At 58.9% G+C, this 15,101-nt stretch carries 13 protein-coding genes; 2 read left to right on the top strand and 11 right to left on the bottom strand.

Annotated elements, in window-relative coordinates:
• Positions 1-13 precede the first annotated feature (13 nt).
• Positions 14-1,282: an LLM class flavin-dependent oxidoreductase gene (locus CFBP5499_RS22320; protein WP_080828195.1), complete on the top strand. Its 1,269-nt coding sequence runs from the start codon at positions 14-16 to the stop codon at positions 1,280-1,282.
• A 111-nt stretch (positions 1,283-1,393) separates the two neighbouring features.
• Here the strand turns inward: CFBP5499_RS22320 and CFBP5499_RS22315 are convergent, their stop codons facing one another.
• From CFBP5499_RS22315 to CFBP5499_RS22300, 4 genes are all read right to left on the bottom strand, one after another.
• Positions 1,394-2,356, bottom strand: coding sequence for a PLP-dependent cysteine synthase family protein (locus CFBP5499_RS22315; RefSeq protein WP_233284226.1), 963 nt, complete (start codon positions 2,354-2,356; stop codon positions 1,394-1,396).
• A gap of 73 nt (positions 2,357-2,429) precedes the next feature.
• Complete coding sequence (locus CFBP5499_RS22310) at positions 2,430-3,683, bottom strand: acyl-CoA dehydrogenase family protein (RefSeq protein WP_080830132.1); 1,254 nt, start codon at positions 3,681-3,683, stop codon at positions 2,430-2,432.
• A 46-nt stretch (positions 3,684-3,729) separates the two neighbouring features.
• Positions 3,730-4,821, bottom strand: a complete 1,092-nt coding sequence (locus CFBP5499_RS22305) for a rhodanese-like domain-containing protein (RefSeq protein WP_080828197.1) — start codon at positions 4,819-4,821, stop codon at positions 3,730-3,732.
• A 37-nt stretch (positions 4,822-4,858) separates the two neighbouring features.
• Positions 4,859-6,466 carry an ABC transporter substrate-binding protein gene (locus CFBP5499_RS22300; RefSeq protein WP_080830133.1) on the bottom strand — a complete coding sequence of 536 codons (1,608 nt, stop codon included), beginning with the start codon at positions 6,464-6,466 and terminating at the stop codon, positions 4,859-4,861.
• A 395-nt stretch (positions 6,467-6,861) separates the two neighbouring features.
• On the opposite strand from CFBP5499_RS22300, the gene CFBP5499_RS22295 reads away from it, so the two are divergent.
• A complete protein-coding gene (locus CFBP5499_RS22295) occupies positions 6,862-7,704 on the top strand; it encodes an NADPH-dependent oxidoreductase (RefSeq protein WP_080830134.1) in 843 nt (280 codons plus the stop codon).
• Positions 7,705-7,965: 261 nt separating this feature from the next.
• Here CFBP5499_RS22295 and CFBP5499_RS22285 read toward each other — a convergent pair whose 3' ends face one another.
• The 7 genes from CFBP5499_RS22285 to CFBP5499_RS22255 are packed head-to-tail and all read right to left on the bottom strand — an operon-like array spanning position 7,966 to position 15,101.
• On the bottom strand, positions 7,966-9,420 hold the full coding sequence (locus CFBP5499_RS22285) for an NAD-dependent succinate-semialdehyde dehydrogenase (protein ID WP_080828201.1): 1,455 nt from the start codon (positions 9,418-9,420) through the stop codon (positions 7,966-7,968).
• A gap of 12 nt (positions 9,421-9,432) precedes the next feature.
• On the bottom strand, positions 9,433-10,515 hold the full coding sequence (locus CFBP5499_RS22280) for an ABC transporter ATP-binding protein (RefSeq protein ID WP_080828203.1): 1,083 nt from the start codon (positions 10,513-10,515) through the stop codon (positions 9,433-9,435).
• Complete coding sequence (locus CFBP5499_RS22275; protein ID WP_080828205.1) at positions 10,512-11,312, bottom strand: ABC transporter permease; 801 nt, start codon at positions 11,310-11,312, stop codon at positions 10,512-10,514. Before CFBP5499_RS22275 ends, CFBP5499_RS22280 begins: the two co-directional genes overlap by 4 nt.
• A gap of 1 nt (position 11,313) precedes the next feature.
• Positions 11,314-12,189: an ABC transporter permease gene (locus CFBP5499_RS22270; RefSeq protein WP_080828207.1), complete on the bottom strand. Its 876-nt coding sequence runs from the start codon at positions 12,187-12,189 to the stop codon at positions 11,314-11,316.
• Positions 12,190-12,249: 60 nt separating this feature from the next.
• Positions 12,250-13,260, bottom strand: coding sequence for an ABC transporter substrate-binding protein (locus CFBP5499_RS22265; RefSeq protein ID WP_080828210.1), 1,011 nt, complete (start codon positions 13,258-13,260; stop codon positions 12,250-12,252).
• 55 nt (positions 13,261-13,315) lie between these two features.
• Positions 13,316-13,630: an NIPSNAP family protein gene (locus tag CFBP5499_RS22260; protein WP_080828212.1), complete on the bottom strand. Its 315-nt coding sequence runs from the start codon at positions 13,628-13,630 to the stop codon at positions 13,316-13,318.
• 4 nt (positions 13,631-13,634) lie between these two features.
• Positions 13,635-15,101, bottom strand: coding sequence for an aldehyde dehydrogenase (locus tag CFBP5499_RS22255; RefSeq protein WP_080830135.1), 1,467 nt, complete (start codon positions 15,099-15,101; stop codon positions 13,635-13,637).

Genomic DNA, 15,101 nt, shown 5'->3' with positions numbered 1-15,101 from the left:
CGGAAATAACATCATGTCGAAGAAACAAGTCATCATCGGAGCCCAGTTTCCGGGCGTCAATAATTTTACGGTCTGGAGCGATCCGACAGCCGGCAGCCAGATCGCGTTTTCGTCTTTCAGGCATTTTGCCGAAACGGTCGAAAGGGGAAAACTGGATTTCATCTTCCTTGCAGAGGGCCTGCGGGTGCGCGAGCAAAAGGGCCGCTTTCACGAACTGGATGTCGTAGGGCGACCAAACACCCTGGCGATACTGACGGCAATCGCCGCCGTCACCCGCAATGTCGGCCTGATCGGAACGCTCACGACCACCTTCAACGAGCCCTATCCGCTTGCCCGCCAGCTCGCCACGCTTGATGTGCTTTCAAACGGCCGCGCCGGATGGAACGTCGTCACCTCGCCGGGCGCCTTTACCGGCGCAAATTTCCGCAGGGGCGACCATTTGCCGTTTGCCGAACGTTATGAGCGCGCAAGGGAATTCATCGAGGCAGCGCGGGCGATCTGGAAAGGACAGGACTTCGCCTTCAAGGCCGAGCACTTCGATATTGCCGGACGATCGGACCTGCCCCCTTCGCCGCAGGGAGCACCCGTAATCGCACAGGCCGGCGATTCCGAGACTGGACGCGAGCTGGCGGCGAGCCATGCAGACCTCATCTATTCGCGCCACGGCACGCTGGAGGATGGCCAGGCCTTCTATAAGGACGTCAAGGCGCGACTTTCCAGATATGGCCGCTCCCCGGGCGATCTCAAGATATTGCCCGGCGCCGCTTTCGTGCTGGGTGACAGTCAGGAAGACGCCGAAGAACGACAACGCGCCATTCGTCTGCAGCAGGTAAGCCCCAAAAACGCGATCGTTTTCCTGGAGCAGGTATGGAATCGCGACCTGTCCTCCTACGATCCAGACGGACCGCTGCCCGAGATCGATCCTGAAGTCTCCTCTCCCGCCCTTGCTCAGGGCCGCGCCAGTCGTGTCGATGACCGGCTCGAAACCGCCCGCGTCTGGCGGGAAATCGCCGAACGGGAAAAATTGAGCATTCGGCAGCTCGTCATCAAGGTAACCGCCCGCCAGCATTTCATCGGCACGCCGGAAACCGTGGCGAGGCAGATCAACAACTATGTTCAGGAGAATGCCGCAGACGGCTTCGTGTTTGCGCCGCATCTCACGCCGACGGGTTTCGATGAATTCGTCGACAAAGTCATTCCCTATCTTCAGGAATGGGGCGTCTATCGCAAAGATTATCAGACACAAACATTGCGAGGCAATCTCGGCCTGACGGTGCATTGATCTTCTTTGTCATTCGAAAATGCATTCAGAAAACAGATGGGGGCAGCCCCAAATATTCCCGCAGTGTGAGCGCTACTCAATTCGCAATTCCCGATGAGTTGAATGACCTTTTCAGTCAAGGCTATCAAAAAGCGAGAGATAACGCTCACCACTGTCCGGAAATACGACCGCAATCGTCTTGCCTCTGTTTTCCGCACGGCGTGAAAGCTCGATCGCGACGGCGATGGCCGCGCCGGAAGAGGTTCCGACAAGGAAACCCTCCTCTCTTGCAACGGTCAGCGCCGCACGCCGCGCCTGTTCGGTGGAAACGGCAACGATCTCATCCACGACCTCCTTGTTGTAGGTCTCCGGCAACGTGCCCGCCTCCACATCCGTGACCTTGTGGACACCTTCAATGGTGGGGGCATCGGGTTTGTCAGGGGAAGGCACGGACTCGGGAGTGGGTTCGGCAACAACGATCCTTATCTCCGGTTTTTGCGCCTTCAGGAAACGCCCCGCGCCGGAAAGAGTGCCGCCCGTACCCACCGTGCCGACCAGAATATCGATATCTCCGTCGGTGTCGCGCCATATTTCCGGTCCGGTCGTCTCAAAATGCACCTGCGGATTGGCGTCATTGGATCGCTGCCCGGTATAAAACGCGCCAGGATTTTCAGCCTTGATCCGGTCGATGATGCGATGGATCGCATCAGGCTGGAAAAGCTCCTCATTTCCGATCAATTCGATTTCAGATCCGAATTGCCGTAGAATATTGATCTTGTCCTCACTGATCGTATTGCGAAGGTAAAATTTCGTACGGTATCCCCGCGCGGACGCGACCGCCGCAATTCCAATGCCCGTATTGCCACTGGTAAGATCGAAAAGAAGATCACCCGGCTTCAGTCTGCCGGTCTTCTCCGCCTCGCGGATGATGCCCCATGCCGTCCGATCCTTTACGCTGCCGGCGGGATTGAGATACTCGATCTTGGCGAGAATTCTCGATGGAAGATCATATTTCTGACGGATTCTGGCGAGTTCCACCAGCGGCGTATTGCCGACAAGCTCCGTAAAATCACGATAAATCCTGCCCAATTTCACTATCCTGTTTTGCACTGAGTGGATGCGGAAATACCGGCCCTACTGCACATCGCTATCGTGCCACCCGCTTTGATCACGCTTCAGTTTTTTCCTTCTCCCCCCGCGCTGCTATCCCCACACCTCCATGTGGCGTTGGTGAAATGCCGTTAACGGCGAAATCTCCCACGATACGGTCGTGATAGATGCGCGGATTGTGCGAGGTTATGGTGCGGGCGTTTCGCCAATGACGATCAAGGCCATGGCTACGTTTTGCCGCGGAAGCGCCGAGCGTGTCGAAAAGGACCGTGGACGCATCGAGGATAAGATTGCTGACCACCGTAACGGATTGGCTGACTTCAAGGTCTGCATTGCGGTTTGCCAGGACGATGCGCTCCTCATCTCCGGAAAGATTGGCCTCATAGGCAGCCTGCAAGGCTTCTGCCGCCTTCAACACGATGACACCGGCGCTGTAGGCCGCACCTCTTATCCGCCCTACGACCTGAAGCACCTGTGGGTCGTCGGCAAAGCGCGAGGCGTTGCTCCGCTGATAGACCCGCCTGCGCTCCGCTACATGGCGGGCAATCTCCGAGGCGGCCGCACGGCCAATACCGGCAAGCGAAGCCAGATGGACGAGCTGGAAAAAACCGCCCGAATAGCTAAAGCGAAGAGCGCTTGGCTTGATGAGATCATCGGAAATCGCCACATCCGTGAAACGCGCTGTGCCGCTGGCCGTCAACGCCTGCCCAAAACCGTCCCAGTCGTTGAGAATCTCGACACCTTCGGCCTTCGTGGGAACAAGCGCGCCAATCGGCGCGCCGTCACCATCCACGGCGCCCAGCGTGATCCAGTCCGCATAAAGCGAGCCGGTCGTATAATATTTCTCGCCATTCAGCCGCCAGCCGCTGCCATCGCGCGTGAGTTGAGTGGAATAGGTTCCAAGCCGAGCATCACCGACTTCGGAAAACCCGCTGCCGATGGTTTCGTCGTGTCCGATCCGCGTGAGCCATGCATCCCGCCATGGCGAGGGTGCTGCATTAAGCAGATCTTCCGTGAACCCCAGATGGCTGCGGTAAGCATTGGTGAGATTGGGGTCTGCTTCCGCCAATTCGATGATCAGGCCGAAAAGTTCAGGCAATGTCAGGCCTAGACCACCAAACTCTTCCGGCAGGCGCAGCCTGGAAAAGCCGGCCTTTTTCAAAGTTTCATAATCGTCAAAACGCAGCTCGCGATCCAGATCGTGTCGGATGGCATCTCTGCCAATTTCAGAAAAAATCCCCCGAAATCTTTCGGCTATCGTGTCGAAGCGTGCGCTGGGCGCGGAACCCCAGGCCTGGCTGGCATTGGTCATTACAAATCCCTGTCTGTAGAGCGGTCTGGCGAAATTCGAGAGGCGCTTATGCCGCGGCGGCTTCGACACCCTTTTCGAAATCATGCAGATTAACAGCGATTTCAAAACCTCGCCGTTTCAGCCAATGCGCCACGACGCGGGCGCGGGCGCCCAGCAGGTCATCCACGAGAATGATCCGGGCGCCGCGCACGGCAACGGTGCGATAGGCAACACCGAGAAGCTGCCCGCCCTCAGAAGAAATAGAACCTTCAAGATGCGAAGCCGCGAATTCTTCCGGCGTTCTCACATCAAGAAAATAGGTGGTTCGCGCCTTGTCCCGCAGCCATGTTTCGGCCGTCTGGCGGTCAATGAACAGCAGGTCGTCGTCACGGGAGAATGTTTGGAGCCGCGCCTTTGCAATGTCTTTGGCATCGTCACTCGCGGGCGGATATATCTGTGAATGCCCCGTTTCCAGTTCAAACCCGTCATCCGTCCAGCCGCGTGTTCCTTCGTGCAGATAGCTGACTGCGTTTTCGACACCGGCATCGATCAAAGTCTGCGCGCCCAGAATTGCGCGGGGCAAACCCGCGCAGGAAACGACGACCCTCGTTTTCGGTGATGGCACGACATCGGCGAAACGCAGCAAAAGTTCCGCACCCGGCACGCCGATGGCGCCCGGCACATGCGCCTTTTCGTATTCCGCTATTGTACGGGTATCGATGACGACGACATCCTCACCGGCGTCCCTCCACGCCTTCAGTTCACGGGCAAAGACCACGGGCGTATCCTTTTCCTGCCGTACCTTCTGGACGAAAGGAACGCCGGGAATATCGAATGTCGGCAGGTTATCGATGCCGCCCTCGATCCATGCCGGTATTCCACCGCGCAGAAAGTGAATGTCGCTCCAGCCGAGCGCGGCAAGTCGTCCTACCGCCTGTTCCGCGCTTCCTTTTCCATCGTCCACCAGAACAGTTCGCACCGCGGGGCGCGGGATGAAGCGGTTTATTTCCGCCTCCAGCCGATCCGCCGGAAGATTGGTCGCAAATAGCGGCGACGCATATCCCACCTCTTCAGCGGGGCGGATATCGAGAACGGCAAGTTCCTCGCCATCTCCCAGCCATTCGATGAGACGATCCTTGGTTAGCGCCTGTACAGACATCGCATATCCTCCTGACAGATTGGTTTTTACGTGAGGGTTAGGCCGTTGGGTCGAGCCACAGATCGCCGAAACTCCAGTTGAGCCCCTGCGCGCCGGTGACGTAATTTCTGACCCGCTTGTGCGCCACGATCTGGCTTCCCGCCGCCACTAGATCGACCGAGGCGACTTCGTCATGGATGAGATGCTGGAACCTGCTCCAGGTTACCCAGCGCTTCTTCGGATCGGGCTCGATGGCCGCGGCCTCGAGAAGCGCATCCGCCTCAGGATTGGCGTAGTTGGCCGCGTTGGAAAAAGGCAACCCGATCTTGAAATTCCTGCTCCAATAGGCGCGCTGGATGCCGAGCGACGGATCGAAGGTATTGGAAAGGGATTCCACCACCAGATCGAAGGCGCGGTCCGTATAAACCGTCTTGAGATAGGTCGGCAGATCGTATTTCCGGATTTCGACCGCGATCCCGATCCTTTCAAGCTGGCTGCGAAGGACATCGGCATAGCCGGGTGTCAGATAGGAATTATAGGTCAACCGCACTGGAAAACGCTTGCCGCCATCCTTGCGCGGATATCCCGCCGCGTCGAGCAGCCTTTCCGCTTCCTTCGGGTCATAGGCATGGGCCTTGACCGACGCGTCGTACCAGTTCGGCAGGGCCGTGCTGACAGGGCTTGGCGATATCTGCGCATAACCGAAGAGCGCCACATTGACGATTTCATCGAGGTTGATCGCCTTGGCAATGGCCAGCCGAACATCTTTCTTGCGGAAAATCTCGTTATCGTAATTGAAGAACAACTGCTGCTGTGGCCCAGCATAGGCATAGGTATTGGTGTCCAGAACAAGATCGGGGTTCTGCTTCAGCCGCTCGAGATCCGCCAGCGGAACCGGATTGTCGCCGATATCCACCTCCCCCGTTTCCAGAGCCACCGCCCGTGCAGCGGGGTCGGTGATGATGCGCAGGACGATGCGGTCGAGATAGGGTTTGCCCGCATCCCAGTAATCGGGATTTCTTTCGAAGATCAGATGGCTGCCCGGCGTCCATTCCGTCAGTTTGAAGGGACCGGTGCCAATCGCGGTCTGCAGCGTCTGTCCATCGGCGGGCTTCAGCTTTTCGAAAATGTGCTTCGGTACGATCGGCGATTCCGAACTCGATTGTGCGGCGATCAGGAACGGCGCGGGTTTGGACAGAACGATGATGGCGGTTAGCGGATCCGGCGTTTCCACCGCCGCGACGTTCTGATAGGTGATGCGGCCGCGTGGATGGGCTTCCTTCAGGCGGAAAATCGAAAAAGCAACATCTTCCGACGTGAAATCCCGGCCGTCGTGCCATTTCACATTCGGGCGGAGCTTGAACGTGTAGCGCAGATGGTCATCCGAAACGGACCAATCGGTGGCCAGCAGAGGCTGGGGATTGAGGTCGAAATCGAACGTCAGAAGACCTTCTACAATTTTGGGACCGATCGCCTGTCCCGTGCCGGACGATGTATTGATGGCAAAAAGGGCGTTACCGGGATCGACGCGATAAAGGAGCTTGAGCGTCCCCCCGGATACGGGACGACCGGTCGCGCCGTTCGCAGCAAAGACCGAACCGGGCAGCGCCGTTCCTGCCGTTGCCAGAAGAAGCATCTTGTTGAACTGGCGGCGTCCTATCGTCATGAAAATCCCGTTTGAAAACAGCGTTTCGATGACAAAAGCATCAGGGCAAAGCGGCATCTTCCTAAGAAGAAAATTCTTCTCAACCCACAAAGGAAACATTTCTTGCGGAATTATATTTCATGACGTGGTCAGCAACGCACCAGAATTTGTGCCGAATTGTCGGCTTGCTCCAAATCCTCGTTGCGTCTCCGCGACCGATGCGAATGAGAGGGAAATCTCACTGGAGTTTCCTTTCTAACTCCCGCGGAAACATTGTTTCACTGAAAAATCGAGATTGAGTAGGACGTTGCTCGGCAGATGGGCTGGAGAAGCATATGAAATGATACGTCTTGGACGGCCTTCCAATCCTGCCGGAGACCCTGCATTCCCTCACCCATATTACGGAGCGTCACACGATGAACCTGTCCAGTCCGATCACCAAACTGGAAATTCCCCAGCAGCGGGTCGAGGCCCGTTACGGCGCGATAGCCGGTTTTTCTCCGCCTTTCTGGAACGACACGATTGACGCCCTGCTGAACCATCGCACCACCCGCGCCTATCTGCCCAAAGCTCTGCCGGAGGGTAGCCTGGAACTTCTGGTCGCGGCAGCCCAATCTGCGCCCACATCGTCCAATCTTCAGGCGTGGAGCGTGGTGGCAGTTAAGGATAAGGATCGCAAGGCGCGACTGGCAGACTTCACGGGTGGTAACGGCCACATAAAGGATGCACCCGTTTTTCTCATCTGGCTGGTCGACCTGAAAAGACTGCGCACGGTCGCTTCAAACCAGGGGAACAGGGGCGAAGGGCTGGATTATCTGGAAAGCTTCCTTATCGGCGCCATCGATGCGGCGCTGGCCGCGCAGAATGCGGTTGCCGCAATTGATTCACTCGGTCTCGGCTCCTGCTACGTCGGCGGCATTCGTAACAGGCCGGAAGAAGTGTCCCGTGAGCTGAACCTTCCTCCCGAGACCATCGCCGTCTTCGGTCTCACGGTCGGCTATCCCGACCCGGCGGTAAAAACCGACGTCAAACCGCGCCTGTCGCAATCCTCCATTCTGTTTCATGAAACCTATTCGGAACCCGCAAGCGATGATCTCAATTCATACGACGAGGTCTTGAAGGTGTTTCAGGAAAAACAGGGCCTGCCGCAAAACGGCTGGACAGCGCCCATTGCCCAGCGTGTGGAGAATGCCGCCGCGCTGAAAGGCCGCGCGGAACTGAGCCAAACATTGCGCCGCCTCGGTTTCGGCATCAAATAAAGATTGTCGCGGCTGCCGAGATCAAAATGGCATCTGGCAGTGAAGGTTATCACCACGCCGTCGATCTGCTCCATCCGCAGCGAGGCCGGCCCGTATCGCTGTAATCAGCGTGATCAGGGCCGTTCGGCTTCTGGCCACGTAGCATGCGGTAATAATCCGTTGCCTCAGGCGGATCGCGGTCAGCAACACCGGCAGCACTTGCTCCCCCGATCTAATCATGCGCAGGCTGCTGACTTAGGCATCATTCTTCAAGGTCCGGCCTCAGCCGATGCCACCGATGCAGACATATTTAAGTTCGGTATATTCCTCGATGCCGTGGCGTGACCCCTCCCGGCCGAGACCTGACATTTTGACGCCGCCAAAAGGCGCCTCAGCGGTGGAAATCGCGCCCGTATTGACGCCGACCATGCCATATTCGAGCGCCTCGGCAACCCGGAAGACTCGGGACAGGTCACGCGCATAAAAATAGGAGGCAAGACCGAAATCGGTATTGTTGGCCTGCGCGATCACATCCTCTTCGTCTTCGAAACGGAAAAGCGGGGCGAGTGGCCCGAATGTTTCCTCGCGCGCGACCTGCATGCCGGCAGTCACGTTGCGCAGGATCGTCGGCTCGAAAAAATTGCCGCCGAGCGCATGCCTGCTGCCACCTGCGGCAATTTGAGCGCCTTTTGAGAGCGCATCGGCGATATGCGCTTCCACCTTGGCAACGGCGTTACCATCGATGAGTGGGCCCAGAATGCTTCCCTCTTCCAATCCGTTGCCAACCTTCAGCGCGGATACCGCCCGTGCGAATTTTTCAGCGAAGGCATCATAAACACCGCTCTGCACATAAAGCCGGTTGGCACAGACGCAGGTCTGGCCGTTGTTGCGAAACTTGGCAATCAGCGCCCCTTCCACCGCGGCATCGAGATCAGCGTCATCAAACACGATGAAGGGCGCATTGCCACCGAGCTCCAGCCCGAGTTTCTTGATCGTCGGCGCGCATTGCCGGTAAAGATGTTCTCCCGTGCGCGTCGAGCCGGTGAAGGTCAGGAGACGGATATCCGGGCTTGCGGTCAGCACGCCGCCGATTTCCGCTGCAGGTCCCGTCAATATGCTGAAAAGTTCGAGCGGCAGGCCCGCGCGCTCGGCGAGGATGGCGAGAGCGATGGCCGAAAACGGCGTCTGCGGCGCGGGTTTCAGCACAACCGCGCAACCCGCAGCCAGCGCCGGGCCGACTTTACGGGTAATCATGGCATTGGGGAAATTCCACGGCGTGATGGCCGCGACGACGCCGACCGGTTGACGGAGAACCAGAATGCGCTTGTCCGGCTGATGGCCGGGCACCGTCTCACCATTGATGCGGCGTGCCTCTTCGGCAAACCACTCGATGAAGCTTCCGCCATAGACGATTTCGCCTTTGGCTTCCGCCAGGGGCTTGCCCTGTTCCAGCGTCAGGATCATGCCGAGATCATCCCGGTTTTCCATGACGAGCCGGTGCCACGCCTTCAGGATCGTCGCGCGCTCACCGGCCGTGCGGCGCGCCCATGCCTTCTGGGCAAACACGGCAGCAGTGATTGCATCCTGCGTTTCCGTTGCGCCCAGTTCGGGAACCCGCCCGACGATTTCCCCCGTCGCGGGATTGCGGATCATCGCCGTCTCGCGGCCATCGCAGCCGATCCAGCGTCCGGCCACGGGCACTTTTTCACCGAAGAGCGTGGGGTCATTCAGATGCATGGAGCCGATCCCTCAACAGAAAACCTGGGCTGACGCCGGGTCGAAGGCCAAGTGCACGAGATCGCCCCGGTTGAGACCGGAAATCGCCTCATGGCCGAAGGGCAATCGCACGGCAAGCGGCTCGCCCGAACCGGTATGGGCAACCACATGGACGTTGTTGCCAAGGAAGGTGATATCGCTGACCGTGGCCTGAAAACCGGCGGAAGCAACCGGCCGGTTGCGGCTGAGCTGCAGGCGTTCCGGACGCAGCATCAGCGCCGCTTTCTTGCCCGGCGCAGCCTCGCCATGCATCGGAATATGATCGAAGACGATACCCCGGCCGAGCGATACCGTCGCCTTGCCGCCGGATGCAGCAAGCAGGTCGCAGGCGATGAAATCGCTGTCCCCGATGAATTCGGCCACAAAACGGGTGGTAGGATGAGCATAGAGTTCAGGCCCCGTGCCGATCTGGTCGATCACCCCTTTTGAAAACACCGCAATCCGGTCGGAAAGACGCAAGGCTTCTTCCTGATCGTGGGTGACGTAGAGGATCGTCACTTCCGTCTGCTGGTGAATGCGACGGATTTCGAACTGGATTTCCTCGCGCAGCTTCTTGTCGAGCGCCGATAGCGGCTCATCCATCAGAAGCACCGGCGGGTCATAGGCGAGCGCCCGCGCCAGCGCCACGCGCTGCTGCTGGCCACCGGACATCTGCGCGGGTTTCCTGTCCTCGAAACCTTCGAGGCGAACGAGCCGCAGCATTTCCTTCACCCTGGCATCGATTTCCGCCTTGCTCTTGCGGCGAACCTTCAACGGGAAGGCGATGTTCTCGCCGACCGACAGATGCGGAAACAGGGTGTAACGCTGGAAGACCATGCCGATATTGCGCTTGTGCGATGGCGTCGACAGCAGGCTCTCGCCATTCAGCAGGATATCGCCCGACGTCGGCTGCTCGAAGCCGGCAAGGATGTATAGCGTCGTGCTCTTGCCGGAACCGGATGGACCGAGAAAGGTCATGAACTCACCCGGCTGCACGTCGAGAGTGACGTCCTGAACGGCGACGACCGGCCCGTATTGCTTGGCGATGCCACGAATTTGCAGGAGCGGTTTGTTCATGTTTTCAGTCCTTTTCGCACAGCCGCGACAAGCAGCATGAGAATGATGGTCACCGCGATGAGAAGCGTGGAGGCGGCGGCGATGACGGGCGTCAGATCCTGACGCAGGGTCGCCCAGATTTTCACCGGCAGGGTCTGCAATGTCGGGCTTGCCATGAAGATCGCCAGCACCACCTCATCCCAGGAGGTGAGGAAGGAAAAGAGCGCCGCCGAAAACAGCCCGTGGCTGATGGCGGGAAGCGTGATGCGGATTTTCGCTTGCAACGGGCTGGCGCCACACAGCACCGCCGCATCCTCGATCGACTTGTCGAAACCCTCGAGCGCGCCGGTCAGCGCCAGAATGGAGAAAGGCAGCGCAACGACGAGATGGGCGATGACGAAACCGGTGGTGGTGCCCGCAAGGCCGAGTTTCAGGAAAAAAGCGTAAAGCGCCACCGCAAGGACCACGACGGGCAGGATCATCGGCGTCATGAACAGCGCGCGCAGCGTGCCGCGCCCGATGAACCGGCCACGCACCAACCCGAAAGAAGCCACGAGACCGATCAGGACGGAGAGTACCGTGACCATCAGCGCAATGCGCAGGCTCGTCCAGGCGGCCTCCAGCCATCTGGGATCAGCGAAGAAATCCGCATACCATTTCAGCGTCCAGCCGGGCGGCGGAAAGATCAGCCATTGTGACGAGCCGAAGGACAAAGCGGCGATGAAAACGATCGGGAGGATCAGAAATGCCGAGGTCAGCACGGTGATGAGGAGGAGCAGCCATTTCCAGAGGCCGAGGCTGTTATAGTTCAAAAGCATGTCAGCGCCCTCCTGCCCCGGCCGCGCCGAAGAATTTCAGCTGCACCGCATAAAGAGCGAGCGTGACCACCAGAAGCACGAAGGCTGCCGCCCCGCCCATGCCCCAGTTAACCAGCGACTGCACGAACTGGGCGATGAGCTCGGCCAACATCATGTTCGCCGTGCCGCCGAGCAGCGCCGGCGTGACGAAATAACCGAGCGACATGACGAAAACCATCAGCGCGCCGGCCATCATGCCGGGTGCGGCAAGCGGGATGAGAACGCGCGTCAGTGCCTGCCAGCGGGTGGCGCCGCACAGAGACGCCGCCTGCAGAATAGCCGGATCGATCTTGCGAATGACGCCATAGAGCGGAATGATGATGAAAGGCAGCATGATATAGGTCATGCCAATCGTCACGCCGGTGAGATTGTTGACCAGCGCCAGCGGCTTGTCGATGATGCCCAGTCCCATCAGCGTCTTGTTGACGACACCCGTTCGCTGCAACAGCACCATCCAGGCATAGGTGCGGGCCAGAAGATTGGTCCACATCGACAGAAGCAGGATGGCAAAAACGATGGAGGCAAGCCGCGAGGGCATGATGGCAAGCGCCCAGGCGACCGGAAAACCGATTGCCAGCGACACGACCGTCACCAGCGCCGACACCGCAAAGGTATTGAAGAAAATCTTCAAATAGGTGGAGCTACCCAGGAGTTCGGCATAGTTGCCAAGGCCGAAGACGGGTTCGGTCACGCTGCGCGACAGCAGGATGAGGACAGGAACGACAAAGAACAGGATGAGGAGACCGAGCGCCGGCAGGGTGGCGGCAAAATTGCCGGCCCGGAAGGGCATCCGCACCCGCGCCTTCGGTCTGACTGTTTCATCGGTAAGCGAGACCATGTCCAAACCTCCCGGACGTGGAAAATTGCGCGGGCGCCAATGGCAGCCCGCGCCGTTATCTTATTTCGCCTGCCAGGCGTACCAGCGCTCGCCGATTTCATCGCGATGCTGCGCCCAGTAGTTCATATCGGCATTGACCTGGCTCGCCGTCTGCTGGTCCGGCAGGGACTTGGCGATTTTCGGATCCATCAGCTTGGCGGATTCGATATTGACCGGGGCATAGCCAGTCGCCGTCGCCATATCCGCCTGCGCCTGTGCAGAGGTGGCGAGAGCAATGAACTTCATCGCCGCATCCTTGCTCTTCGTTCCCTTCGGGACAACGAGCGAATCCGCCGCAGTGATATTCTGCGCCCAGGATGTCTCCACCTTGACACCGCTCTGCTCGAGAGCGGTCATACGGCCATTCCAGACGCTGCCGAAGGGTGCTTCGGCGGACGCTATCAATTGCTGCGACTGCGCGCCGCCGGACCACCAGATGATATCAGATTTGATCGTGTCGAGCTTCTTGAAAGCACGGTCGAGATCAAGCGGATAAAGCTTGTCGGCCGTAACGCCGTCGGCCAGAAGTGCCGCTTCGATCACACCTGGTGCCGACCACTTGTAGAAAGTGCGTTTGCCCGGAAATTTTGCCGTATCGAAAAGATCGGCCCAGCTCTTGGGGCAGGCAGCGACTGAATCGACATTGCAGCCAATGACGAAGGAATAATAGAAGCTGCCGACGGAATAATCCGTCACGAAGCGGGGGTCGAGCTTCGTTTTATCGATGACGCTGAAATCCAGCTTTTCAAGCAGACCCTTGGGGCCGGCCTGCGCGGCATAGTCGCCTTCGACATCGACGACATCCCATGTCACGCCGTTTGCCTCGACCATGGCCTTCAACTTACCGTAATCAGTGGGGCCATCCTGCAGCACGTTAATGCCGGTTTCCACCATGAATTTCTCAGCCCAGGCCGCCTTCTGGGCGTCCTGCGTGGTTCCTCCCCAGCTGGAAAAGACCAGGTCACTCGCCTGAGCGGCTGCGCCGAGGGCGAAAAGTGCTGCGCATGTCGACAATACCAGTTTCGATCTCATGTTCCCTTACTCCGTTTAGAGTTTGTTGTTGGCATGCACGTCTTTGCCGGTGCTTTCACCCCAGCGGTGAAAACCGCGCCGGCTTCATGATCTTGTTTTCGGCGACTTCAATGAGGTCGCGGATTTTCGGCAGGAAGGATAACCAGCGCGGATCGGCCATCAGCCGCGCGCGCCGTTCCTCGCGATCGTCAAGGCTGGAAAAGGCCCAGATATGGACGATCTCGTTGATCGGCCCGATCTCGGAAAAGAAGTAACCCACCAGTTCGCCGAGATGGCTCTTCTGGATTTCGATACCCTCTTCCTCCACGACCTTTAGATAGGCCGGGATCGCGCCGTTCTTCAGCTGATAGGTGCGGATCTCGTAAAACATCGGCTCACCGCATCACGAAAGGATCGGGGATCGGATCGTCGGAGGTGCGCAGCCATATGGTCTTGGTGCGCGTATAATCAAGCGCTGCCGCCAGCCCGCCCTCACGGCCATCGCCTGAAAGGCCGAAGCCGCCAAAGGGCGCAATCGGCGAAACCGCGCGATAGGTGTTTACCCAGACGATACCGGCGCGGATTGCCTTCATCAGGCGATGGGCCCGTGTCAGGTTCTGCGTGAAGACGCCGGATGCAAGGCCATAGACGGTGTCATTGGCAAGCGAAATGGCTTCCGCTTCAGTTTCAAAGGAAACGACGGAAAGGACCGGGCCAAAAAATTCCTTCTCCAGGGAAGGCGAACGAATGCCATCGCAATCAAGAATGGTCGGACGGTAGAAATAACCATCGCCGTCAACGGGCGCACCGCCCGTCACCACTTTCGCACCCGCTTCTACGGAGGCAGACACAAGCCCAACGATGTGTTTTCTCTGACGCTCCGTCGCGAGCGGCCCCACTTCGGTGGTCATCTCCAGCGGTGAGCCGATGCGGATCGCCTCAGCCTTGGCTTTCAGGATGTCGAGGAAACGATCTTTGACGCTTCTTTCGACGATCAGCCGCGAACCGGCAACGCAGCTCTGGCCGGTCGCGGCGAAGATGCCTGCCACCTGTGCATTGGCCGCGCTTTCGAGATCGGCATCGGCAAAAACGAGGATCGGCGATTTGCCGCCGAGTTCCAGCGATGTCGAGGCAAGGTTTTCGGCAGAGTTGCGGACGATGTGACGCGCCGTTTCCGGGCCGCCGGTGAAGGCGATATGGGCCACCTTCGGATGGGTGGCGAGCGCATTGCCGCACGAGGCGCCGAAACCGGTAACAACGTTGACAACACCAGCGGGAAAACCGGCCTCATGCACCAGCCGCGCAAATTCCAGCAGCGGCGCGGGCCCATCTTCCGAAGCCTTGACGACAATGGTGCAGCCTGCGGCCAGCGCCGGACCAATCTTCACGGCAGCAAGAAACAGCTGGCTGTTCCACGGCACGATCGCCGCGACGACACCAACCGGCTCGCGCCGCAGCCAGACATCCATATCCGGCTTGTCGATCGGCAGATAGGCGCCCTCAATCTTGTCCGCGAGGCCCGCATAATAGCGATAATAATCAGCAACATAGGCGATCTGCGCCGACGTTTCGCGGATGATCTTGCCGGTATCACGGGTTTCGAGTTCGGCGAGCGTCTTCGCATTTTCCGCAACCAGATCAGCCAGCCGGTAAAGCAGCTTGCCGCGCTGCGTCGCCGTCAGTTTCGACCAGGACGCATCCTCGTAAAGCGCCCGGTGCGCGGCCTCGACCGCACGGCCGATATCCGCCTCGCGGCTTTCCGGCATGTCGGCCCAGGGCTGACCGGTTGCGGGATCGAGGCTGGAAAAGTGCCCCTCACCATCCTCGAAACATCCGTCGATATAGCACTGAAAACGGCGCAT

Origin of the sequence: Agrobacterium tumefaciens (assembly GCF_005221325.1) — a bacterium.
GTDB lineage: Bacteria > Pseudomonadota > Alphaproteobacteria > Rhizobiales > Rhizobiaceae > Agrobacterium.
This window is presented reverse-complemented; position numbering and strand designations above follow the sequence as displayed.

Coding starts and splice junctions, on each gene's coding strand:
- CFBP5499_RS22320 (WP_080828195.1), top strand. CDS start 14: ATGTCGAAGAAACAAGTCATCATCGGAGCCCAGTTTCCGGGCGTCAAT.
- CFBP5499_RS22310 (WP_080830132.1), bottom strand. CDS start 3,683: ATGACCAATGCCAGCCAGGCCTGGGGTTCCGCGCCCAGCGCACGCTTC.
- CFBP5499_RS22305 (WP_080828197.1), bottom strand. CDS start 4,821: ATGTCTGTACAGGCGCTAACCAAGGATCGTCTCATCGAATGGCTGGGA.
- CFBP5499_RS22300 (WP_080830133.1), bottom strand. CDS start 6,466: ATGACGATAGGACGCCGCCAGTTCAACAAGATGCTTCTTCTGGCAACG.
- CFBP5499_RS22295 (WP_080830134.1), top strand. CDS start 6,862: ATGAACCTGTCCAGTCCGATCACCAAACTGGAAATTCCCCAGCAGCGG.
- CFBP5499_RS22285 (WP_080828201.1), bottom strand. CDS start 9,420: ATGCATCTGAATGACCCCACGCTCTTCGGTGAAAAAGTGCCCGTGGCC.
- CFBP5499_RS22280 (WP_080828203.1), bottom strand. CDS start 10,515: ATGAACAAACCGCTCCTGCAAATTCGTGGCATCGCCAAGCAATACGGG.
- CFBP5499_RS22275 (WP_080828205.1), bottom strand. CDS start 11,312: ATGCTTTTGAACTATAACAGCCTCGGCCTCTGGAAATGGCTGCTCCTC.
- CFBP5499_RS22270 (WP_080828207.1), bottom strand. CDS start 12,189: ATGGTCTCGCTTACCGATGAAACAGTCAGACCGAAGGCGCGGGTGCGG.
- CFBP5499_RS22265 (WP_080828210.1), bottom strand. CDS start 13,260: ATGAGATCGAAACTGGTATTGTCGACATGCGCAGCACTTTTCGCCCTC.
- CFBP5499_RS22260 (WP_080828212.1), bottom strand. CDS start 13,630: ATGTTTTACGAGATCCGCACCTATCAGCTGAAGAACGGCGCGATCCCG.
- CFBP5499_RS22255 (WP_080830135.1), bottom strand. CDS start 15,101: ATGCGCCGTTTTCAGTGCTATATCGACGGATGTTTCGAGGATGGTGAG.